A 21,857-nucleotide genomic window follows, 5' to 3' on the forward strand; every position below is an offset into this window, starting at 1 on the left:
CCCATGCGTGGTGGACGGTTCGCAGTGACGCTGGCGCTGGCCGGCGTCGTGGTGGCAGGTTCGACGGCCTGCGGGCAGGCCGACCCGTCGGGCTCCGGCGGCGAGGCGGGGGACGACGGGCTCACCGAGGTCACCGTCACGCTCAACTGGGTCCCGTACGGCGAGCACGCGCCGTTCTACTACGGCGTGGAGCAGGGGATCTTCGAGGAGGAGGGGATCGACCTCACGATCCAGCCGGGCAACGGCTCGGGGAACACGGTCCAGCAGGTCGCCCAGCGCAACACCGACTTCGGCTGGGCGGACACGCCGCCGCTCGTGAACGGGATCAGCTCGGGCATGCCGGTGCGCAGCGTGGGCGTGTTCCTCCAGACGGGCCCGAGCTCGGTCGAGTTCTTCGCCGACCAGGGCATCACCGAGCCGGCCGACCTCGTCGGCAAGACGGTCGGCGGCACCCCGGGCGACGCGATGTACGGGACGTTCCCGGCCTGGCTGGAGCTCAACGGGGTGGACCCGGCGGACGTGACCGTGGTCAACGTCGACGCCGCGGGCAAGATCGCCGCGCTCATCGAGGGCAAGGTCGACGCGATCCAGGGCTTCCACCACGACCAGGCGCCGACGATCGAGAACCAGACGGGCGAGGAGGTCGAGGCGCTGCCCTTCGCGGACTTCGGCATGAACCTGCTCGGCACCGGCCTCGTCGCGCACGAGGCGCTCCTGGCGGACGACCCCGAGCTCGTGGAGGCGATGGTGCGCGCGACGTCGCGCGCGTTCCTCGCGGCCTCGGAGGACCCGGACGCGGCGGTCGCGGCGATGGCCGCGGGCGCCGAGCAGGCGCCCGACGAGGCGGTCCTCGCCGCGCAGCTCGCGGCGACGGTCGAGCTGCTGGGCCTCGAGGACGCGCCGGCGCCCGGGGTGAACACCGAGGAGCAGTGGACGGACACCCTCACGTTCCTGTCCGAGAACACCGACTTCGACGGCGGCACGACGGCCGCGGACTTCTGGGACGGCTCGTTCGGGGCGGACCTGTGACGGCCGCGCCGGAGCTCGACGCGGCCGCCGCGACGGTCGCCGAGCCGGTCATCGAGGTCCGCGACCTGACGATGCGCTTCCGGTCCAAGCGGTCGGAGACCGTCGCGCTCGACGACGTCTCCCTGACGGTCCGGGCGGGCGAGCTCGTGACGATCGTCGGGCCGTCGGGGTGCGGCAAGTCGACGCTGCTGAAGATCGTCGCGGGCCTCACCGCCTGCACCGAGGGCGAGGTGCGCCTCCACGGGCAGACCGTGACGCGACCCCAGCGCGACATCGGCTTCGCGTTCCAGCGGTCCGCGCTCCTGGAGTGGCGCGGCGTGCGCAAGAACATCCTGCTCCAGGCCGAGATGCGGGGCATGGACCGGCGTCGCGCCGACGAGCGCGCGGACGCGCTCATCGCGCTGACCGGGCTCACGGGCTTCGAGAAGGCGCTGCCGCACGAGCTGTCCGGCGGCATGCAGCAGCGCGTGGCGCTGTGCCGGGCGCTGCTGCACGAGCCGCGCGTCCTGCTCATGGACGAGCCGTTCGGCGCGCTCGACGCGCTCACGCGCGAGCAGATGAACATCGAGATGAACCGCATCTGGCGCGAGACCGGCACGACGATCGTCCTCGTCACGCACTCGGTGCCGGAGGCCGTGTTCCTCGGGAGCCGGATCGTCGTGATGAGTCCCCGTCCCGGGCGGATCGTCGAGACGCTCGAGCCGGGCCTGCCCGCGGAGCGCGACTACGGCACGACCCTCGTCGACCCCCGGTTCACGGGGGCCGCCGAGCGGCTGCGCGACCTGCTCGGCGCGAGCCACGTCGCCGAGTGAGCGGCCCGGTGGGGGAGCAGGCCGTGGGCGGCGTCGGCGTGGGTGTCGTGGGCATGGGCAGCATCGGGGTGCTCCACGCGCGGGCGCTGCGCGACCTGGCGCCCCGCGCGCGGGTCGTCGCGTACAGCGGCGGGCGGTCGCCCGACGCCGCCGAGGCGGCGGGGGACGCGGTGCGCGTCGCGCCCGAGGACGTGGCCCGGCACCCCGGCGTGGACGTCGTCGTGGTCTGCGCGCCGAGCGGCAGCCACGCCCGCCTCGCGCTCGCCGCGCTCGAGGCGGGCAAGCACGTCGTCGTGGAGAAGCCGCTCGCGGTGACCGTCGAGGACGCCGTCCTCGTGGCGCGCGCCGCACGCGAGCGGGGGCTGCTCGTCTCGACGGTGTCGCAGCGCCGCTTCGAGCCGCAGCACCGGGCGCTGCGCCGCGCGCTCGACGACGGCGCGCTCGGCGAGCTCCGCCTCGTCGCCGCGCACGTGCCCTGGTTCCGCGACGACGACTACTACGCCGCCGCGCCGTGGCGGACGTCCGCGGCCGCGGGCGGCGGGTCGCTCATGAACCAGGGCGTGCACACCGTCGACCTCCTGCGCTGGCTGTGCGGGCCGGTCGAGTCGGTCACCGCCCAGGACGGGACGCTCTCGCGCGCCGTCGCCGCCGGTCCGCCCGACGACGTCGCCGAGGACACGACGGCCGCGACGCTGCGCTTCGCGTCGGGGGCGCTCGGGGTCGTCACGACGACGACCGCGACGCCGCCGGGCTTCCCCGCGACCGTCGCCCTGCACGGCTCGCTCGGCTCGGTCGAGCTCGCGCAGGACGAGGTCCGCCGCTGGGACGTCCCGGGCGTTCCGGCGCCCGGCTCCGGGACCGCCCGCGGCGGCGCGGCGGACCCGCTCGCGATCGGGCACGCGGGCCACCGCGCCCAGTGGGAACGGGTGCTCGCGGCGGTCGCCGGGACGGAGCCGGTGCCCGTGGACGCCGCGGACGCGGTCGAGACGGTCCGGCTCCTGTGCGCGATCCGGCTCGCGGCGGCGACCGGCGCGCGCGTCCGTCCGGCCGACCTGTGACCCCGACCGTGCACCCCGACGAGACCCGTCCGACCCAGGAGGCCGCGTGACCAGCCCGACCGCCGTCCCCCGCCCGACGGGAGCCCCGCCGCAGGGCCGGCCCCGCCTGCACCGGGACACCCGCCCCGGGTCGTGGCCCGCACCCGTACGCCCGACGCAGGTGGGGATCGTCCACCTCGGGATCGGTGCGTTCCACCGCGCGCACCAGGCCGTCGTCACGGAGGACGCCGCGCGCGCCACGGGGGACGTGCGCTGGGGGATCCTCGGCGTGACGCAGCGCTCCGCGACGGTGCGCGACCAGCTCCGCCCCCAGGGCGGGGTGTACGCGGTGCTGACCGTCGGGCCCGACGGCGCGTCGCCGCGCGTCGTGGGGTCGGTGACCGACGTCGCGTGGCCGGCCGAGGAGACGCCGCGCGTCCTCGCGGCGCTCGCGGCGCCGACGACGCACGTCGTGAGCCTCACGGTGACCGAGAAGGGCTACGCGCGCCGCGCGGACGGTCACCTCGACGCGGGGTCCGTGCGCGCGGACCTCGACGCGCTCGCCGCGGAGGAAGCCGCGGGGCCGGCGCCCGGGCCGCCCGACGCGCCCGCGACGAGCGCGGTCGGGCTGCTCGTGCGCGGGCTCGCGGCGCGGCGGCGCGCCGGGGGTGCGCCCCTGACCGTGCTGAGCTGCGACAACCTCGCGGACAACGGTCGTGTGCTCGAGCGGCTCGTGTCCGAGGCCGTGGACGCGGCGCTCCCGGGCGCACGCGGCGACGCGCTGCGCGCGTACCTCGCCGCCTCCGTGACGTTCCCGTGCAGCATGGTGGACCGCATCGTCCCCGCCACGACCCCCGCGCGGCGGGACCAGGCCGAGGCGCTGCTCGGCGCGCGCGACGAGGGCCTCGTCGTCGCCGAGCCCTTCCTCCAGTGGGTGATCGAGGACCGCTTCGCCGGTCCGCGGCCCGCGTGGGAGCACGGCGGGGCGACCCTGACGAGCGACGTCGCGCCCTACGAGCGCGCCAAGCTCCGCCTGCTCAACGGCACGCACTCCTACCTCGCCTACGCGGGGTCGCTCGCGGGCCACACCACGATCGCCGAGGCCGTCGCCGACCCCGCGCTCGCCGCGGGTGTCCGGGCCCTGCAGGCCGAGGCGGTCACGACGCTCGACGCGCCGGACGGCGTCGACCTCGCCGCGTACGCGCGGACGCTGCTCGACCGGTTCGCCAACCCCGCGACGGGCCACGCCGTGCGGCAGGTCGCCGCGGACGGGACGCAGAAGATCCCGGTCCGGTGGGGCGCGACGCTCGCCGACCTCCTCGCCGCGCGACCGGACGACCCGCTCCCGCCCGGCGTCGTCGGGGCGCTCGCCGCGTGGGCGCGGTACGTCGTACGGGAGGCGCGCGCCGGCCACGCCCCGGACGACCCGCGCGCCGACGAGCTGCTCGCGGTCGTCGACGACGCGCCGGACGACGACGCCGCGGTCCGCGCGCTCGTCGCCCTCCCGGGGCTGCTGCCGGGCGTGGCGCAGACCCGCCTGCCCGGGCTCGCCGACGCGGTCGCCGGCGCACGCACACCGGTGACGACCGGCACGAGGACCGAGGAGGTCGCGCGGTGAAGATGGGGTTCCGCTGGTACGGCGAGGGGAACGACACGGTCACGCTCGACCACGTGCGGCAGATCCCCGGCGTGGAGACGATCGTGTGGAGCCTGCACGGCAAGCAGGCGGGCGAGGTGTGGGAGCAGGCGGAGATCGACGCCGCGGTCGCGACGATCACCGGCCTGGGGGAGGCGGCCCGCGCGCGCGGCGTCACGCGGACGTTCGACGCCGAGGTGGTCGAGTCCGTCAACGTGCACGAGTCGATCAAGCTCGGGAGGACCGTCCTCGGTGTGAGCCGCGACGAGGCGATCGAGAACTACGTGACGACGATCCGCCGGCTGGGCCGGGCCGGGGTCAAGGTCGTCTGCTACAACTTCATGCCCGTCGTCGACTGGCTGCGCACGGACCTGTGGCACCCGCTGCCCGACGGCTCGACGGCGCTGTTCTTCGAGCGTGCCGTGGTCGACGCGACGTCGCCGCGGCGGCTCGTGGCCGAGACGGTGGCGAGCACGCGCGGCCTCACGCTGCCCGGGTGGGAGCCCGAGCGGCTGGCGCGCCTCGGGGAGCTCGACGCCGCCTACGAGGGCGTGACCCGCGAGGACATGTACGCGCACTACCGCTACTTCCTCGACGCCGTGGTCCCGGCCTGCGAGGAGGCCGACGTCAAGCTCGGCGTGCACCCCGACGACCCTCCCTACGACGTCTTCGGCTGGCCGCGCGTCGTCTCGACCAAGGACGACCTCGCGCGCGTGCTCGCCCTCCACGACAGCCCGTACCACGGGCTCACCCTGTGCCTCGGCTCGTTCTCCGCGAACCCCGAGCAGGACCCCGTCGACGCGGTGCGCACCTTCATGGACCGGATCCACTTCACGCACGTGCGCAACATCAAGCACCTGGGGAACGGGGACTTCACCGAGGTCGGTCACCGCGCGTGCGAGGGCAGCGTCGACACGACGGGGATCATGCGCGCGTACGCCGAGGCGGGCTACGAGGGCTACGTGCGTCCCGACCACGGGCGGCACCTGTGGGACGAGAACACGACCAACCGGCCCCGGCCCGGGTACGGCCTGTACGACCGTGCGCTCGGCGTCCAGTACCTGCTCGGCGCGTGGGACGCGTTCCGGTACGACGCCTGACGGAGGGCCGCCCGTGGCTACGCGTCGCCGGCGGTCCGCGCGTCGCCCCAGCCGTACCAGCGCTCGACCTCGATCCACGCGCTGACGCGCGGGCTGTGCCGGTTCGGGTAGCCGTGCCCCGTGTAGTGGGACGAGATCCGGTCGATGTCGGCCAGGCCCTCGTCGGCGCGCAGCTCCACGACGCGGCCGATGAGCGTCACGTGCGTGTACCAGTTCTCGTCGAGGACCGTGAGCGAGACGCGCGGGTCGCGCTGCAGGTGCTTGAGGCGCACGCGCGACTCGTCGAGGTTGACGAGCACGCGGCCGTCGTCCTCCCACACGTACCACGTGGCCGCGGTGACGGGGGCGCCGTCGGAGCGCACCGTCGCCATGACGGCCGCGTTCGGGCGGCGCAGCAGGTCGACGAGGCGGGCGGGCAGCGGGGGACGGGACACGACGGCACCTCGGGTCGGGGGCGGGACGACCCGACGCTACGTCACGCACCGGCCGCTCGCCGACCTCGCCGCGGGCGGGTCCGCCCGCCGCGCGGGCCGGCGCTCAGTCCTCGGCCCCGGCGCGCGCGTACGCCGCGACGTCGGGGTCGTAGGCGACGGGGCGCGACTGGTCGAGCTCGACGAGGACGACGTCGTCGAGCCATCGGCCGCGGCTCGTGCCGCCGGGCGCGGCGGGGCCCGGGCCGCCGGGTCCGGGGGCCGTGCCGTGTCCCGTGGGCTCGTCGGCGGGGCCGTGCACGACGACGACCGGTGCGCCGGGCAGGGGCACGCGGTCCGCGGGGGCGACGAGCAGGAGGTCGACGCGACGCTCGGCTCCCGGGGTGCCGTAGGTGACGGTCGCGTCGAGGCGCGGGCGACCGTCGTCGGTCCACCTGCCGTGGTACCGCACGCTCTCCAGGCGTCCCTCCGTGCGCATCCCGTCGCGCCGCAGCGCGCGCAGGCGGTCCTGGACGGCGTGCGCCTCGCGCCGGGCCGCGAGCGTCGCCGCGACCGCCGCGCCGCCCCCGGCGAGCGCGAGCAGGGCGGTGAGCGCGAGGGCCGCGAGCGGCAGCGGCTCCAGGGCGCGCGCGAGCGGGTGCTCGACGCCGGCCCGGTCGAGCGCCACGACCGTCCCGGCGCCGAGCGCGACCGCCAGGAGGGCGGTGGCCGCCGTGAGGCGCGAGCCGACGCGGGACGAGCCGGTCGCCGCGAGCGCGACGGTGTGGACGCCGATCAGGAGCGTGCCCGGCACGAGCGCGACCACCGCGAGCGCGAGCACGAGCCACCAGGGCGCGGGTCGGCCGTCCGGCAGGGCGCCGGACCCGAGGAGGTGGCCCGCGAGCAGCGTGAGCGCGGCCCCGGCGACCGGCGCCACGAGCACGCCGGCCGACGCGACGAGGCGCGCGAGGTACAGCGTCTGGGCGCGCGGCGAGAGCGGCGTCTCGACGACCGGCCGCCCGCGCGGGTCCCGGACCGCGAACGCCGGGACGAGCGGGCTGAGGAACCCCGGGTTCCCCGGGAGCCCCACCGGGTCCGCCGCGGGCTCCGTCACCGAGCCCCAGTCGGGGACGTCCTCCGTCATCACCACCACCTCCTCCGGTTCAGGTCAAGCAAAGGTAATGCAGAGGGTAGGTCATGGGGAAGGGTGGCCGCGTGACATGATCACCTCATGCTCACTCCCGCCACCGGCGCGGCCGGGTCGCGCATCGTCGGACTCGGTCACTTCCAGCCCGAGAAGACCCTCACCAACGACGACATCGCGCAGCTCGTCGAGACGAACGACGAGTGGATCCGCTCGCGCACGGGCATCGTCACGCGCCACGTCGCCGACGAGGACACGACCGTCGCCGACATGGCCACCGCGGCCGCCCGCCACGCGCTCGACGACGCGGGCGTCGACCCCGCCGAGGTCGACCTCGTCGTCGTCGCCACCGCCACCGCGACCGACCGCTCGCCCAACACCGCCGGCCGCGTCGCCTACCACCTGCGCACCGGCGTCATGCCCGGGCAGTCCACGCCCGAGGAGGCGTCCGAGCTCGACCTGCGCGGCGTCGTCGGGCCCGCGGTGCTCGACGTCAACGTCGCGTGCTCCGGCTTCGCCCACTCCGTCGGCCTCGCCGACCAGGCGATCCGCGCCGGCTCCGCGCGCACGGCCGTCGTGATCGGCGCGGAGAAGCTCACCGCGTTCACCGACTGGACCGACCGCAGCACGTGCATCCTCACCGCCGACGGCGCGGGCGCCGCGGTGCTGCGCGCGACGGACGAGCCCGGCGTCGGGCCCGTGACGTGGGGCTCCGAGCCCGACCTCACGCCCGCCGTGCTCATCGAGACGCCGCACGAGAAGTTCGCCCAGGACGGCCGCGCCGTCTTCAAGTGGGCCATCACGCGCGCCGCCGACCGCGCGCGCACCGTCGTCGAGCGCTCCGGCGTCTCGCTCGACGACATCGAGGTGCTCGTCGCGCACCAGGCGAACCTGCGCATCATCGAGCCCCTCGCCAAGGCGCTCGGCCTCGAGTCGAAGGTCGTCGTGACGGACATCGTCGAGTCGGGCAACACCTCCGCCGCGTCCATCCCGCTCGGGCTCTCCAAGTGGTGGCACGCCGGCAAGATCCCCGCGGGCGTCCCCGCGCTGCTCTTCGGCTTCGGCGGCGGGTTCGCGTGGGCGGGCCAGGTCGTGGAGACCCCGACGCGCTGACCACGGGCGGTCCCGCCGGCCGCCGCGGGGGCGGCCCCGTCTGCCGCGGCCCGTCGCGGCCGACGCCTGCGCGGGGCGCGGGGCGGGGCAGAATGGGGCCCATGCCTCTCGCCCCCCGCTACGTCGCCGCCGACGACCGCTACGACTCGATGACCTACCGACGCACGGGGCGCAGCGGCCTCGACCTGCCCGCGATCTCGCTCGGGCTCTGGCACAACTTCGGTGACGTCAACCCGTTCGACACCCAGCGCGCCGTGCTGCGCCGCGCGTTCGACCTCGGCATCACGCACTTCGACCTCGCGAACAACTACGGCCCGCCGTACGGCTCGGCCGAGGAGAACTTCGGTCGCCACCTCGCCCAGGACCTCGGCGCCTACCGCGACGAGCTCGTCATCTCCTCCAAGGCGGGCTACGACATGTGGCCCGGGCCGTACGGCGACGGCGGCTCGCGCAAGTACCTGCTGTCCTCGCTCGAGCAGTCGCTGCGGCGGATGAACCTCGACTACGTGGACGTCTTCTACCACCACCGCCCGGACCCGAGCACGCCGCTCGAGGAGTCCATGCGGGCCCTGCACGACGCCGTGCAGCAGGGCAAGGCGCTGTACGTCGGCGTGTCCAACTACTCGCCCGCCCGCACGCGCGAGGCGGCCGCGATCCTCGCCGACCTCGGCACCCCGCTCCTCATCCACCAGCCCAGCTACTCGATGCTCAACCGGCACGTCGAGGACCCCGCGCACGACGACCCGTACGACGGCGTGCAGAGCGAGTCGCTGCTCGACGTCGTGGGCGACCTCGGCGTGGGCACCATCGTGTTCTCGCCGCTCCAGCAGGGCCTGCTCACGGACCGCTACCTGTCCGGGTCGGCGCCGGAAGGATCGCGCGCCGCGCGCCCCGACTCGCCGTTCCTGTCGGAGCGGAACCTCGACGAGGCGTACCTCGAGCGCGCGCGGGCGCTGAACGAGATCGCCGGCGACCGCGGCCAGACCCTCGCACAGCTCGCGCTCACCTGGGTGCTGCGCGACGACCGCGTGACCTCCGCGCTGGTCGGCGCGAGCAGCGTCCGCCAGCTCGAGAGCAACGTCGCGGCGCTCGCCGCGCCCGCGCTCACGGCGGACGAGGTTGACGCGATCGAGGCGGTCCTCACCGCGTAGCGGCACGCGCGCTGAGCCTCGCCGGGTCGCCGCTAGCGTCGCGCCGCCGGGCGGGCGCCCGGCAGGTCGTCCCCAGGGTCGGACGCCGCCGCGGCGCGCTCGCGCAGGAGCCGCCGCTCGCGCGTGGTCGGGGCGAGCGCCGCGGCCCGTTCGAGCACGTCGGCGGCCTCGCGGTGGCGCCCGAGCCGCACGAGCAGGTCGCCGCGCACCGCCCCGTACAGGTGGTGGCGGGCCAGGCGCGGGTCGTCCGCGACGTCGTCGAGCACGGCGAGCGCCGCCTCGGGGCCGTCCGCGAAGCCCACCGCGACGGCCCGGTTGAGCTCGACGACGGGGGAGGGCGCCACCGTCGCGAGCGCGTCGTAGAGCGCGGCGATCGCCTCCCAGTCGGTGTCCTCCCAGGACGCCGCGCGCGCGTGGCACGCCGCGATCGCGGCCTGGAGCGAGTAGGGGCCGAGCGCCCGGCCGGTGCGGGTCCCGAGCGCGAGCGCCCGGTCGAGCGCCGCGAGCCCGTGCCGCACGAGCAGGCGGTCCCAGCGCGAGCGGTCCTGGTCCTGGAGCAGCACCGCCTCGCCGTCCGGGCCGGTGCGCGCGCGGAAGCGCGACGCCTGCAGCTCCATGAGCGCCACGAGCCCGTGCACCTCGGGCTCGCCCGGCAGCAGGCCCGCGAGGACGCGGCCGAGGCGCATCGCGTCCTCGGCGAGCTCGCGCCGCACCCACTCCTCTCCGGACGTCGCCGCGTAGCCCTCCGTGAACACGAGGTACACGACCTCCAGCACCGCGGGCACGCGCTCGGCGAGCTCGTCGGCGTGCGGGACCTCGACGCGGACGTTCGCCTCGGCGAGCGTCCGCTTCGCGCGCGAGATGCGCTGCCCGACCGTCGCGGGCGGGACGAGGAACGCGCGCGCGACCTCGTCGGTCGTCAGGCCACCGACGAGACGCAGCGTGAGCGCCACGCGCGACTCGCGGGGGAGCACGGGGTGGCACGCGACGAGGACGAGCGCGAGCAGGTCGTCGCCCACCGGGTCGTCGACGATGGCGTCCGGCGCCGGGACGGACCCGACGAGGGCGGCCGCGCCGTCGCCCGGGTGCGCGACGGGCGTCGTGCCCGACCCGGGCGCGGCGAGGCCCGCCGCGAGGCGCGCGTACTTCTCGTCGCGCGTGCGCTCGCGGCGGACCAGGTCGACGGCGCGCCGGCGCGCGACCGTCGTGAGCCACGCACCGGGGTTGTCGGGCACGCCCTGCGCGGGCCACTGCTCGAGCGCCGCGACGAACGCCTCCTGCGCGACCTCCTCGGCGAGGCCCACGTCGCGCAGCGTCCGGGCGAGGCCCGCGACGAGGCGCGGCGACTCGATGCGCCACACGGCCTCGACGGTGCGCGAGACGTCGGTCATCGTCGTGCCCGCTCCCGACGGCGGCGCGTCAGGCGCCGTGCTGCGCGCGGATCTGCTCGGCGAGGCGCTCGTCCTTCTCGCGCTGCTCGGGCGTGTACTCCGCCCCGAAGTCCTCGGCCTCGAAGATCGGCCGGATCTCGAGCACCTCCTCGAGCCCCAGGTTCGGGTCGCTCGGGCACTTCCGGGCCCACTCGACGGCCTCCTCGAGCGACGAGACCTGCCAGATCCAGTACCCGGCGACGATCTCCTTGGACTCGGTGAACGGCCCGTCGACGACCGACGTCTCGCCTCCGCGGAACACGACCCGCGCGCCCTTCGACGTGGGCTGCAGCCCCTGGCCGTCGAGCATGATGCCGGCCTTGACGAGCTCCTCGTTGTACGCGCCCATCTGGGCGAGCATCTCCTGCGTCGGGGCGATCTTGTCCTCGTCCGCCCCGTGGCCCGTGATCATGACCATGACTCGCATGACTGCCTCCTCGGTGAGTGCCTCCACGACCCTATGCCGTGGGGTGCCTTCACCTGCACGTCGGACGGCCCGCCCGGATTTCGACACGGACCGCCGACGAGTCCTCCCGGGTCAGCGGAAGCGCTGGACGGCGAGCGGCGCGGCCTCGGCGAGCCCGCGGACCGCGGGGTGGTCGGAGCCCGGGGCGGCGCCGGAGAAGACGTCGCGCAGCGGACCGGAGGACACGAACGTCCCGTCCGCGAGCACGTGGACCGTGGGGCACAGGCGCTCGACGAGCTCGAGGTCGTGCGAGACGAGCAGCACCGCGGTGCCGAGCGCGGCCGTCGCGCCGGCGAGGCGGCGCACGACGTCGCCGCGCATCGCGGGGTCGACGGCGGTGAGGGGCTCGTCGAGGAGCAGGGCGCGCGGGCGCGTCGCGAGCGCGACGGCCAGCGCGACGCGCTGCTTCTCCCCGCCGGACAGGGAGTGGACCGTGCGCGGCGCGTAGCGCGGCTCGAGCGCGACGTCGCCGAGCAGCTCCTCGACGGACCGGCCGCTGGGCCGTCCGGCCTTGCGCGCGTCCTTGAGCGCCGCGGCCAGCGTGCGGTCCACGGTCCAGCGCGGGTCGATCCCGATCCCCGCGAGACCGTCCTGGGAGACGCGGCGCACGTCGGCCGTGAACTGCTTCTTGTCGCGGCGCGAGAGCTTGGTGACGGTGCGCCCGGCGTACGTGACGTGCCCCGCGGTCGGGCGCACGAGCCCGACGAGCGCACGCACGATCGTCGACTTGCCCGCGCCCGACTCGCCGACGATCCCGACCGGCGCCGCGCCGGGCGTCACGTCGAGGTCGACCCCGCTCACGACGTCGGGTCCTCCGTAGCCGGCCGCGAGGCCGGTGGCGCGCAGGATCGGGGTCGCAGTCGTGCTCATGGGTCACCTTCTGGTCGTCGGGGCCGGGCGGGCGGTCCGGGGGTCCCGCACGTCCGACGAACGACGCTACCGCGGAGTTCCGTGGCGCGGCTCACGGGCCGTCCACCGCGCCCGACGTCACCCGAGGGGATACCCTCGCGGCGCGGCCGTGCTGCGCGGACGCGGTAGCCTGAGGCACTCGACACAGGATCCTCGAGCCCAGGTGGTCCGTCGACCCGCCCCACACCGCGTGCGGCGACCCGGACGGAGGACCATGACCAGGACGGTCGACGAGCCGGAGCTCCTCGCGCCCGGCGATGCGGTGGACCTCGACAACTGCGCGCGCGAGCCCATCCACGTCCCGGGCCTGATCCAGCCGCGCGGCGTGCTGCTCGTCGCGCGCGAGGCGGACGGCGTGCTGCTGCAGGCCTCGGCGAACGTCGAGCACCACCTCGGCGTCGCGGCGCACGACCTGGCCGGTCGCCCGCTCGCGGACGCCCTGGGCGAGCAGGCCGCGCGCCTCGTGCTCGACCACGCCGCGAGCGTCGCGGACCTCGCGACGCGCAACCCGGTCGCGCTCCGCCTCGACCGGTGGGGCGGCTCGACGGACGAGATGGTCGACGCCGTGCTCCACCGGCCCCCGCTGCCCGCGGAGGGCCCGGGCGCGGAGCCGGTGCTCGTCGTCGAGCTCGAGACGGCGGCCGGGGCCCGGCCCCTGACGTTCCCCAACACCTACCTCGCCGTGCGGCACGCGCTGCGCGACCTCGAGCGCGCCGCGAGCCTCGCCGAGCTGTACGACGACGCGGCGCGGCACGTGCGCGCGCTCACGGGCTTCGACCGCGTGATGATCTACCGCTTCGACGCCGACTACAACGGCGAGGTGGTCGCCGAGGCGCGTCGCGACGACCTCAACTCGTTCCGCGGGCTGCACTACCCGGCGTCGGACATCCCGCCGCAGGCCCGCGCGCTGTACGAGAAGAACTGGATCCGCCTCATCGCGGACGTCGACTACGAGCCGCAGCCGGTCGTGCCCACGCTCCTGCCGACGACGGGCGCGCCCCTCGACCTCACGTACTCCACGCTGCGCAGCGTCTCGCCCATCCACCTCGAGTACCTGCGCAACATGGGCGTGCGCGCGTCGATGTCGATCTCCCTCCTGCGCGAGGGAAAGCTGTGGGGGCTCATCGCGTGCCACCACTACGCCGGCCCGCACGAGCCGCCCTACGAGGTGCGCACGGCCGCGGAGTTCCTCGGCTCGACGCTCTCGGTGCGGCTCGTGGCGCAGGCCGAGGACGAGCGCGGCGTCGAGGTGCGCCGTGCGGAGGGCGTGCTCGCGCACCTCGCGGCGGACAGCCGCGACGAGAGCGTGCCGATCGGCACCGCGCTCACGCGCTCCGGCTGGCTGCGCCGCCTCGTGCGCGCCGACGGCGCCGTCGTCGTCGCGGAGGGCGGGATCATCGCGGTCGGCAACGCGCCGGACGAGGACGGGTGCCGCGCGCTCGTGGCCTGGGTGCTCGGCCACGACGAGGACCTCGTGGTGACCGAGGCGCTCGGCCGGGACGCGCCCGACGTCGCCGCGCTCGCCCCGGACGTGGCCGGTGCGATGGGCATCGTGCTGCCCGACGGCCAGGTCGTGGTGTGGGTGCGCGACGAGGTGCTGCGGCACGTCGACTGGGGCGGGGACCCGCACAACAAGGCGATCGCGAAGCGCGAGGGCGACACCGTGCGGCTCAGCCCGCGCAAGTCGTTCGAGCGGTGGCGCGAGGTCGTGCGGGGGCACAGCGCGCCGTGGACGGCCGACCAGCGCGACGTCGCGACGTCGCTGCGCGGGCACCTCGTCGAGGCGCTGTACCTGCGTGGGCGCAAGGCCGTGCGCGCGACGGAGGAGCTGCAGCGCAGCCTGCTGCCGGCGCTGCTGCCCGACGTGCCCGGCTGGACGCTGCAGTCGCGCTACGAGTCGGCCGGGACCGGACTCGTCGGGGGCGACTGGTACGACGCCCTCGTGCTGCCGTCGGGGCGCATCGCGCTCGTCGTCGGCGACGTCACGGGCCACGGGCTCCAGGCCGCGGCGACCATGGGACAGCTCGGCACCACGCTGCGCGCCGCGCTCGTGAGCACGGGCTCGGCGGTCGAGGCCGTGGCGCGCCTGGCGCACGTGGCGCGGTGGACGCTCCCGGGCGAGGTGGCGACGCTCGCCGTCGCGCTCCTGGACCCGCAGACGGGCGTCGTGGAGCACGTGTCGGTGGGCCACCCGCCGCTGCTCGTGGTCGGGCCGGACGGCACCACGCGCTGGGCCGGTCGCGCGAGCGTCCCGCCGCTCGGGCTCGTGGACCGCGCGCCCACCGCGGAGGAGGTGCAGGTGCCGCCCGGCGGCGCGCTCGTGCTCTACAGCGACGGGCTGGTCGAGCGGCGGGGCGAGTCGATCCGGGACGGTCTGGACCGGCTGGCGGCCGTCTTCGCGGACGGGCCGGGGGTCGAGGTGGACGGCATCGTGGCCGCCGCGCGCGACCCGCGCTCGGCGGACGACGCGACGCTCCTCGTGGTGCGGCGCGACGCCTGAGCCGCCGGGCTCCTCAGCGGACGGGGAGGAGCGCGCTGCGGGCGGACGCGCCCGCACGGAACACGGGCACGTCGAACCGTGCCCACACGTGCTTCTCACCGGTGCCGGTGCGGCACCAGCCGACGCAGGTCGCCGCGCGCTGCGCGAGCACGAGGCCGAAGCCGCCCGCCCCCGGCGACCGGCGGCCGGCGACCACGGGCGGGACGTCGGGCGAGTGGTCCACGACGTCGACGACGAGCTCGCGCCCGTCGCTGAGCAGGCGCACGCGCGTGGGGGGCAGCCCGTGGCGCAGCGCGTTGGTCGCGAGCTCGCTCGCGACGAGGACGATGCGTTCGGGCGTCGCCTCGAGCGCGCGGTCCTGCGGGAGCGGGCCGCCCGTGAGCATGTGGTGCAGCCCCTGGCGCAGCGCCGCGAGGTCCGTGAGCCCGCGCAGCGGCCACGCACCGATCTCGACGAAGCCGGGCGGGACCGCGGCGTGGGCGACGCTCACGCGCCGTCCTCGTCGGCGTCGTCGTCGATCTCGAACAGCCCGGCGACGCCGCTGAGCTCGAGCAGGTCGCGGACGCGGCGCGGGACGCGCTCCAGCACGGGGACGCCGGAGCCGGCCGTGGCGGCGTGGTACAGCAGGCGCAGGCCGCCGGAGTCCATGAACGTCACGTCACCGACGTCGATGTGGATGCGCCCCTCCGCGGACTGCGCGAGCCGCACGAGCTCGTCCTCGCGGCGCGCCTGGACCGCGGCGTCGATCTCACCCTGCATGGTCCAGCGTGTGCCGTCCTCCGCCGTCAGGACGTCGCCGCTCGTCGTCGAGGTCACCGTGGTGCGCTCCTCCTCGTCCCGGTACGGTACCGGGCACCCGGGACACGCTACGCGGCCACGCCCACGCTCGCGCGCCGGTGCCCACCGTGTGGCCGCGATCACGACGTGACATTTGTCTCCTCTGCCCGTGGGGGTCCGGTACGGCGACGGGCCCCGCCGGCGGGATGCGCCGGCAGGGCCCGTCGGGCAGGCGGATCAGCAGGTGCGCGCGTCGAACGCGACCTCGACCGGCACGGACCCGTCGACCGTCACGACGGCCGTCCCCGCGGGGACGGACGTCGCGCGCGCCGCGAACGACTGGTACGCGCTCGCGCCGGGGGCGACGCCCGTGACCGTGCGCGTGCCGTACGGCGTCGTGAGCGTCACGTCGAGCGGCGCGTCGCCGGCGTTCGTGGCGCGGACCGCGACGTACGCCTTCCCCGCCAGGCACCGCGTCTCCGCGGTGACCGCCACGGGCGCCGACCCGGCGTCGGCCGTCCAGCGCAGGGCGTACGCCCGCTCCGTCCCGTCCTCGGCCGTGACGCGCACCGTCGTCGTGCCCGGGACCGCGTCGGCGGCCTCGACCGCGACGGTCGCGTACGGGTCGTGCGCGACCGCCTCGACGGCGGGCACCGCGCCCGCGACGGGCACGTCGTACGCCGTCACCGCGGGGTCGAACCCGGCGAGCGGCTCGCCGTCGACCGCGATGCGCGACGCCGTGGCGTCCGTCCCCGTGCCCGGCACCTTGGCCAGGACCTCGATCTCGGAGACCACCATGTGCGTGTTCTCGCGCGCCGTGAGCACGACGCGCACGGACGACGTCCGCACGTCCCCGAGGATCTCCACGGCCGGCGCGGGGCCGTCCGGCGAGGCGTCGACCGTGACGGGGGCGCCGACGTCGGTCCACGTGCCGTCCACGAGCGCCTGGAGCTGCACGGACCGCGCCCAGCTCGCGCTGGACCCGTCCTTCCAGAACCGTGTCACGACGCCGGTGACGTCGCGGTCGGCCGGGAGCGTGACGGTGAGCGTGTCCGAGGCCCGCTTGGCGCTCGACACCCAGTTCGACCACGCCTTGTCCGTGAGGTTGCCGTTGACGACACCGCCGACGGAGTAGCCCGGCTCGGTGAAGGTCGCGCTCGCGGTCGTGCCCGCGGCGAGCGCGCCGTTGGCGGAGTCCGCCTCGGTGACCTGGACGCGGACGGTCGCGGGCAGCGTGGCGCCCGCCCCGGCGTCGGCCGTGCCCGTGAGCTCGACGACCCCGACGGCGTCGAACGCGCCCGCGGGTGCGTCGTCCCAGACCACCGGGCGCCGGACCTCCGCGCCGCCCGCAGCGACCGCGGTGACGGTCGCGGGCAGGTCCGGCGTGCCGCCCGCGTACGCCTTGGCGCGCGCGGGGAGCGTGGAGGCCAGAACGTCGACGACGACGGTCGCGGTCGCCGCGACCGTGCCGCCGGTCGGGGTCGCGACCGTGCCCGTCACCTCGACGGTGCCCGCCTCGGCCCACGCGTCGTCGCCCGGCACGTCCCACGTCACGGGGAGCGCGCCGCGCGCGCCGTCGCGGTAGACCGGCGTGACGGTCGCGGGCAGCTCGGGAGCGGTGCCCGGCGTCGTGAACGCCTCGACCGGCTCGGTGCCCAGCACCGTCTCGTCCACGACCCGCCAGCGCTGGTTCACGCCGGAGTTCGCGAGGTACGTGCCCACGGGGGACCCGTCGGCCGTCGCCTGGCCACCGACCTCGAGCAGGGTCCTCGACGACGCGTTGACGAGCGTGTACGTGCCGTCGCCGGTCGTCGAGAGGATCCACTGCGCGGCGAGCGGGGTGTCCGCGACGTCGGCCGGGGCGTCCTGCAGGACGGCGGACGTGTCCGCCGAGACGGCGAGCTGGCGACCCGTCGCCGCGTTCGTCACGGCGTAGCGCGTCCGGTTGCTCCCGGAGCCCTCGGGGGCGCCGAGCGCGGTGAGCTCCCACGCCTGCTCCGCGACCGGCGCGTCCGTGCGGATCACGACGGCGTCGCCGGACGCCGAGGGCGCGAGCGAGCGGTCGGACTGCACGCCGTCGAGGCGGTACACGTGGCCGTCCTGGACGAGCGCCGCGTCGTCCGCGACGCCGGAGACGCCGTCGACGACGAACGTCGTCACGGACTCGGCCGGCACGACGAGCGTCGCGCTCGGACCGGTCGTGCCGTCCTCGGCGCCCGGCGTGACGGCCACGGGCTCGCCCTCGACGAGGTAGCCGGCCGTGCTCGTGACGACGGGGGTGACGGTCGCATCGGACCCGACCGCACCGAACTTCGACAGGTCGAGCGTCACGGCGCGCTCGGCCGTCGTGGCGTTCACGTGCACGACCGTCGCCGACGTGCCCTCCGCGGACACCGCGGCCGTGCTGCTCGCGTCGTCCGAGCGGATCAGCGAGTCGCCCGGCTCGATGTAGTGCGTGAAGTTCTGGGTCGCCCAGTACTTGGTGTTCGTGTAGATCGGGCACGTCTCGAGCGTGTCGTCGGCCGTGCAGTCGAACGGGATCTGGATCTCGCCCCAGTTCATGCCGTTCGCGCTCTCGCCGCCCGGCGCCATGTTGTCGTAGTCCTCGACGGGCTGCCAGAACACCCACGCGTCCGGCTCGAGCTCGCGCAGGTCGTCGACGATGTGCTGCGCGCTGCCGAGCCCGGACTCCATGGTCTCGAAGTCCTGGCCCGTCGAGGACCAGTTGCCGCCGACCTCGCTCATCCACAGCGGCTTGTCCTCGCCCTTGGCGATGTCGCGGACAGTCGTGCGCTGCCCCGTGCCGTACGTGTGGACGTTGAGCTGCGACACCTGGTCGCGCACGGCCTGCGGGTACGCGTTCCAGTTCGTCGCGAACGTGCCGGGGTTGGTCTCGTCCATCGCCGAGACCACGGCGTCCGTCGAGGCGCCCTCGAGCGCCGCGGCGAGCGCCGGGACGACCTTCGCCTGGAGCTCCGGCCCCATGTGGGCGCCCTCCTGGCGGCCGCCCGTCGGGTTGCCGTCCTCGCCGAGCTGGGTGCCCCAGTAGTTCGTGTTGGGCTCGTTGAACGGGTCGATCGTGTCGACCTCGATGCCGTGCGCCTCCTCGAGGCGCTCCGTCACGCCCACGAGGTACGCCGCGAAGTCGTCGATGCTGTCCGTCCTGAGCTGGTCCGCGGTCGAGCTGAACCCGCCCGAGACGTAGCCGCTCACGGTCATGAACCAGGGCGGGGAGTTGCTGAACGTCTCCCAGTGCGTGACGTCGTCCTTGATGCGGTCGACCCACCAGCGCTGCGTCGCGTCGGCGTCGTCGTCCCAGTGGTCCGGGTTCTCGGGGTCCCACCAGTCGACGTCGGTGCGCGTCGTGCCCTCGGGCGCCTTCCACCAGCCGTCGACGGCGCCGCCTGCGCGCAGGTAGTCCGGCACGTCCGGGGCGTTGCCGCCGCCGACGTTGTAGCGCGCGATGTTGAGGTTGAGCCCCTCGTCGCCGAACACCATGTCCGCGAGCCGGTCGCGGATCTCGTCCGGGTAGCCGCCCGTGGCGTTCGCGAACCACACGAGGCTCGTGCCCCAGCCCTCGAACGGCGCGCCCGCGTACGACGGGTCGGGCGTGACGGTGACGCCGGGGACGTCGGCGGCCGCCGCGGCGCGCACCGCCGCCGCGTCCACCGCCGCTGCGCCCACCGCCGCGACGCCGAGCGGCGCGGCCTGCGCGGGCAGGGCGGCGAGCGCGCAGGACGCCACGAGCGCACCCGCGCCGAGACCGGCCGCGAGCCGTGCCCCCGCCCCTGTGGTGGCCCGGCGACCCGGGCTCGTGCGGCGGGGACCGGGTGGTCCGCCCCGTGCGATGGTCGTGTCGGTGTGGGTCGGGCTCATCCCTGAGCCACCTCCTTCGCGTCGCTGCGAACCGGCGGATGCACCGGGTGCGGGGGTCTCCCCGCGGGGGGTCTGCGGCGCCGACGGGCGGCGCGGGGTGCGAGCACGGAGACCGTGCCCGCACCCCGCGCGGCGCTCGCGGCGGTGGGGCGTCAGGCCGTGGCGGCCTCGGCGGCGCGGCGCACGACGGCCACGCCGCGCGGGTCGAGCAGGAGCGCACCGGGTGCGTCCGCTCCGGTCGTCGCGGACGCCGCGAGACGGCGGCCCGCGAGCACGTCGCCCGTGACGCCGGGCACCTCGACCGGCCGGGCCGTGCGGTTGACGAGGAACCAGAAGTCGTCCGTCCCGTCCGTGCGCACCGCGAGCTCGACGTCGCCGCGCACGGCGGCGGGCAGCTCGCTGCGCACGCCCGCGTCGTCGAGCAGGCGCGCGAGGACGGGGACGAGGCCGAGGCGGCCGAAGCGCGTCGACACGTACGCGGCGGAGCCCGTGCGGTCGCCGGCCCGGACCGTGCGGCGCGTCACCGCGGCGCGCCCGGCCTGCTCGCCGGTCTTGTACCAGCCCAGCACCTCGACGTCCGGGTCGACGACGTCGACGGGCTCGGTCCACAGCGTGCCCTCGAGCTGCTCGCCGGCGAGCTCGACGGTCGCGCTCTCGCCGTCCAGGAGCGGGGCGAACTCCTCGACGCGGATGCCGAGCAGGTCGCGCAGCGCGCCCGGGTACCCGCCGAGCCACGCGTGGTCGTCCTGGTCGACGACGCCCGAGAAGTAGGTCGTCACGAGGTGGCCGCCGCCCTCGACGAACGCGGTGAGGCGGTCGCGCAGCGCGGCGGGGACGACGTGCAGCACGGGCGCCACGACGACGTCGTACCCCGCGAGGTCGGTGGCCGTCGGCACGACGTCGGCGCGCACGCCGAGCGCGAGGAACGCCGAGTACCAGTCGAGCGCCTCCTGCCGGTAGCGCAGGCGGTCGGTCGGGTGCGAGTCGAGCTCGCTCGTCCACCACGAGTCCCAGTCGAAGACGATCGCGGCGCGCGCGGGCTTCTGCAGGCTGCCCGCGACGGGCGCGAGGTCGCGCAGGGTCGCGCCGAGCGCGACGACGTCGCGGAACAGGCGCGAGTGCTCGCCGGCGTGCGGGACCATGCCGGAGTGGTACTTCTCGGCGCCCGCCGCCGACTGGCGCCACTGGAAGAAGCAGACGGCGTCGGCCCCGTGCGCGACGTGCGTGAGCGAGTCGCGCGCGAGCTCGCCGGGCTTCTTGGCGACGTTGACGGGCTGCCAGTTCACGGCGCTCGTCGAGTGCTCCATGAGGAACCACGGGCGGTGCCGGGCGATGCCGCCCGTGAGGTTGGCGGAGAACGACAGCTCGTCGAGCGCCTGCGGGCCGGGGAGCACGTAGTGGTCGTTGGAGACGAAGTCGAGATCGTCCGCCCAGGCGGCGTAGTCCATGCCCTTCGTCTCGCCCATGACCATGAAGTTCGTCGTCACGGGGACGTCGGGCGTCGCGCGGCGCAGGATCGCGGCCTCGGCGCGCAGGTGGTCCCGCAGCGCGTCGGACGAGAACCGCTTGAAGTCGAGCTGCTGCGTGGGGTTCGGGTGCGACGCGGCGAGGCGCGGCGGGAGGACCTGCTCCCACGCGCCGTAGCGCTGCGACCAGAACGCGGTGCCCCACGCGTCGTTGAGCGCGTCGAGCGTCGTGTACCGGTCGCGCAGCCACGCGCGGAAGGCGGCGGCGGCGTCGTCGGAGTAGTCGTAGACGTTGTGGCAGCCCAGCTCGTTCGACACGTGCCACGCGACGAGCGCGGGGTGGTCGGCGTACCGCTCGGCCATGCGCTCCACGAGGCGCAGCGCGTGCTCGCGGAACACGGGCGACGTCGGGCGCCACTGCTGGCGCGCACCCGGCCACAGCGTCTCGCCCGTGCGGGTCTGCGGCAGGACCTCGGGGTGCTTCGTCGTGAGCCACGGCGGCGGCGAGGCCGTCGCCGTGGCGAGGTCCACCGTGATGCCGTTCTCGTGGAGCAGGTCCATGACCTCGTCGAGCCACGCGAAGTCCCACGTGTCCTCGCTCGGCTGGATGCGGGCCCACGAGAAGATCGCGAGCGACACGACGGTCACGCCCGCCTCGCGCATGAGGCGCACGTCCTCGTCCCAGACCTCGCGCGGCCACTGGTCCGGGTTGTAGTCCGCGCCGTAGGACAGGCCCGTCGGGGCGTGCGTGCCCGGCGCGGCCTGCTCGCCGGAGGGGGTGCGGGGACCGGGACGTCGCAGCCAGCGGTGCGGCGTGGGGGAAGGCATGTGTGCTCCTCGCGGGATGCTCGGTGGAGGGCGGGCGGGGACGCTGGTCGCGCCCGCGGGGGTGGCCGCCCGGGCGGGGGGCGGCCCGGCCCGGGGGCCCGGGGGGGGCCGGCCACGGGGCCCGGGGAGGCCGGGGGGGTTGCGGTCGGGACCGGCCCCGCCGGGCCCCCCGG

Annotated in this window: 17 protein-coding genes; 8 read left to right on the forward strand and 9 right to left on the reverse strand. The window is 75.8% G+C overall.

Features of this window, described 5'->3' with window-relative positions:
• Positions 1 to 24 precede the first annotated feature (24 nt).
• Genes GYH36_RS07380 through uxuA form a run of 5 tightly spaced genes read left to right on the forward strand, consistent with a single transcriptional unit; the run spans position 25 to position 5,614 of the window.
• A complete protein-coding gene (locus GYH36_RS07380; protein WP_312028543.1) occupies positions 25 to 1,029 on the forward strand; it encodes an ABC transporter substrate-binding protein in 1,005 nt (334 codons plus the stop codon).
• The gene (locus GYH36_RS07385; protein ID WP_312028544.1) at positions 1,026 to 1,841 is read left to right on the forward strand and encodes an ABC transporter ATP-binding protein; all 816 of its coding nucleotides are present in this window, start codon (positions 1,026 to 1,028) and stop codon (positions 1,839 to 1,841) included. Before GYH36_RS07380 ends, GYH36_RS07385 begins: the two co-directional genes overlap by 4 nt.
• The gene (locus GYH36_RS20300) at positions 1,838 to 2,899 is read left to right on the forward strand and encodes a Gfo/Idh/MocA family protein (protein WP_312028545.1); all 1,062 of its coding nucleotides are present in this window, start codon (positions 1,838 to 1,840) and stop codon (positions 2,897 to 2,899) included. Before GYH36_RS07385 ends, GYH36_RS20300 begins: the two co-directional genes overlap by 4 nt.
• A 46-nt stretch (positions 2,900 to 2,945) precedes the next feature.
• Positions 2,946 to 4,496 (forward strand): mannitol dehydrogenase family protein, encoded by a 1,551-nt coding sequence (locus GYH36_RS07395; protein WP_312028546.1) that lies wholly within the window; start codon positions 2,946 to 2,948, stop codon positions 4,494 to 4,496.
• Positions 4,497 to 4,498: 2 nt separating this feature from the next.
• The gene (gene uxuA / locus GYH36_RS07400; protein ID WP_203231674.1) at positions 4,499 to 5,614 is read left to right on the forward strand and encodes a mannonate dehydratase; all 1,116 of its coding nucleotides are present in this window, start codon (positions 4,499 to 4,501) and stop codon (positions 5,612 to 5,614) included.
• Positions 5,615 to 5,631: 17 nt separating this feature from the next.
• On the opposite strand, the gene GYH36_RS07405 is transcribed toward uxuA, so the two are convergent.
• Complete coding sequence (locus GYH36_RS07405; RefSeq protein WP_024838874.1) at positions 5,632 to 6,048, reverse strand: TIGR03618 family F420-dependent PPOX class oxidoreductase; 417 nt, start codon at positions 6,046 to 6,048, stop codon at positions 5,632 to 5,634.
• Between the two features lie 103 nt (positions 6,049 to 6,151).
• Positions 6,152 to 7,168 carry a hypothetical protein gene (locus tag GYH36_RS07410; RefSeq protein WP_162289515.1) on the reverse strand — a complete coding sequence of 339 codons (1,017 nt, stop codon included), beginning with the start codon at positions 7,166 to 7,168 and terminating at the stop codon, positions 6,152 to 6,154.
• A gap of 87 nt (positions 7,169 to 7,255) precedes the next feature.
• Here GYH36_RS07410 and GYH36_RS07415 point away from each other — a divergent pair, with 87 nt between their 5' ends.
• The gene (locus GYH36_RS07415; protein WP_162289516.1) at positions 7,256 to 8,281 is read left to right on the forward strand and encodes a beta-ketoacyl-ACP synthase III; all 1,026 of its coding nucleotides are present in this window, start codon (positions 7,256 to 7,258) and stop codon (positions 8,279 to 8,281) included.
• Between the two features lie 101 nt (positions 8,282 to 8,382).
• Entirely contained in the window at positions 8,383 to 9,432 is a 1,050-nt protein-coding gene (locus tag GYH36_RS07420) for an aldo/keto reductase (protein ID WP_024838871.1), read from the forward strand.
• 32 nt (positions 9,433 to 9,464) lie between these two features.
• On the opposite strand, the gene GYH36_RS07425 is transcribed toward GYH36_RS07420, so the two are convergent.
• From GYH36_RS07425 to GYH36_RS07435, 3 genes are all read right to left on the reverse strand, one after another.
• Positions 9,465 to 10,823, reverse strand: a complete 1,359-nt coding sequence (locus GYH36_RS07425; RefSeq protein ID WP_162289517.1) for an RNA polymerase sigma factor — start codon at positions 10,821 to 10,823, stop codon at positions 9,465 to 9,467.
• Between the two features lie 28 nt (positions 10,824 to 10,851).
• Positions 10,852 to 11,289, reverse strand: a complete 438-nt coding sequence (locus GYH36_RS07430; protein WP_024838869.1) for a YciI family protein — start codon at positions 11,287 to 11,289, stop codon at positions 10,852 to 10,854.
• A gap of 111 nt (positions 11,290 to 11,400) precedes the next feature.
• Complete coding sequence (locus tag GYH36_RS07435; protein ID WP_115941979.1) at positions 11,401 to 12,198, reverse strand: ABC transporter ATP-binding protein; 798 nt, start codon at positions 12,196 to 12,198, stop codon at positions 11,401 to 11,403.
• A gap of 253 nt (positions 12,199 to 12,451) precedes the next feature.
• Here GYH36_RS07435 and GYH36_RS07440 point away from each other — a divergent pair, with 253 nt between their 5' ends.
• Positions 12,452 to 14,737 carry a SpoIIE family protein phosphatase gene (locus GYH36_RS07440; protein ID WP_162289518.1) on the forward strand — a complete coding sequence of 762 codons (2,286 nt, stop codon included), beginning with the start codon at positions 12,452 to 12,454 and terminating at the stop codon, positions 14,735 to 14,737.
• A gap of 13 nt (positions 14,738 to 14,750) precedes the next feature.
• Here GYH36_RS07440 and GYH36_RS07445 read toward each other — a convergent pair whose 3' ends face one another.
• The 4 genes from GYH36_RS07445 to GYH36_RS07460 form a co-directional block, all read right to left on the reverse strand.
• Positions 14,751 to 15,227 (reverse strand): ATP-binding protein, encoded by a 477-nt coding sequence (locus GYH36_RS07445; protein WP_024838866.1) that lies wholly within the window; start codon positions 15,225 to 15,227, stop codon positions 14,751 to 14,753.
• Positions 15,224 to 15,553, reverse strand: coding sequence for an STAS domain-containing protein (locus GYH36_RS07450; RefSeq protein WP_024838865.1), 330 nt, complete (start codon positions 15,551 to 15,553; stop codon positions 15,224 to 15,226). Before GYH36_RS07450 ends, GYH36_RS07445 begins: the two co-directional genes overlap by 4 nt.
• Before the next feature lie 198 nt (positions 15,554 to 15,751).
• The gene (locus tag GYH36_RS07455) at positions 15,752 to 19,390 is read right to left on the reverse strand and encodes an RICIN domain-containing protein (protein ID WP_162289519.1); all 3,639 of its coding nucleotides are present in this window, start codon (positions 19,388 to 19,390) and stop codon (positions 15,752 to 15,754) included.
• 152 nt (positions 19,391 to 19,542) lie between these two features.
• The gene (locus GYH36_RS07460) at positions 19,543 to 21,684 is read right to left on the reverse strand and encodes a beta-galactosidase (RefSeq protein ID WP_162289520.1); all 2,142 of its coding nucleotides are present in this window, start codon (positions 21,682 to 21,684) and stop codon (positions 19,543 to 19,545) included.
• Positions 21,685 to 21,857 lie beyond the last annotated feature (173 nt).

It is taken from the genome of Cellulosimicrobium composti, from assembly GCF_010287905.1.
GTDB lineage: Bacteria > Actinomycetota > Actinomycetes > Actinomycetales > Cellulomonadaceae > Cellulosimicrobium > Cellulosimicrobium composti.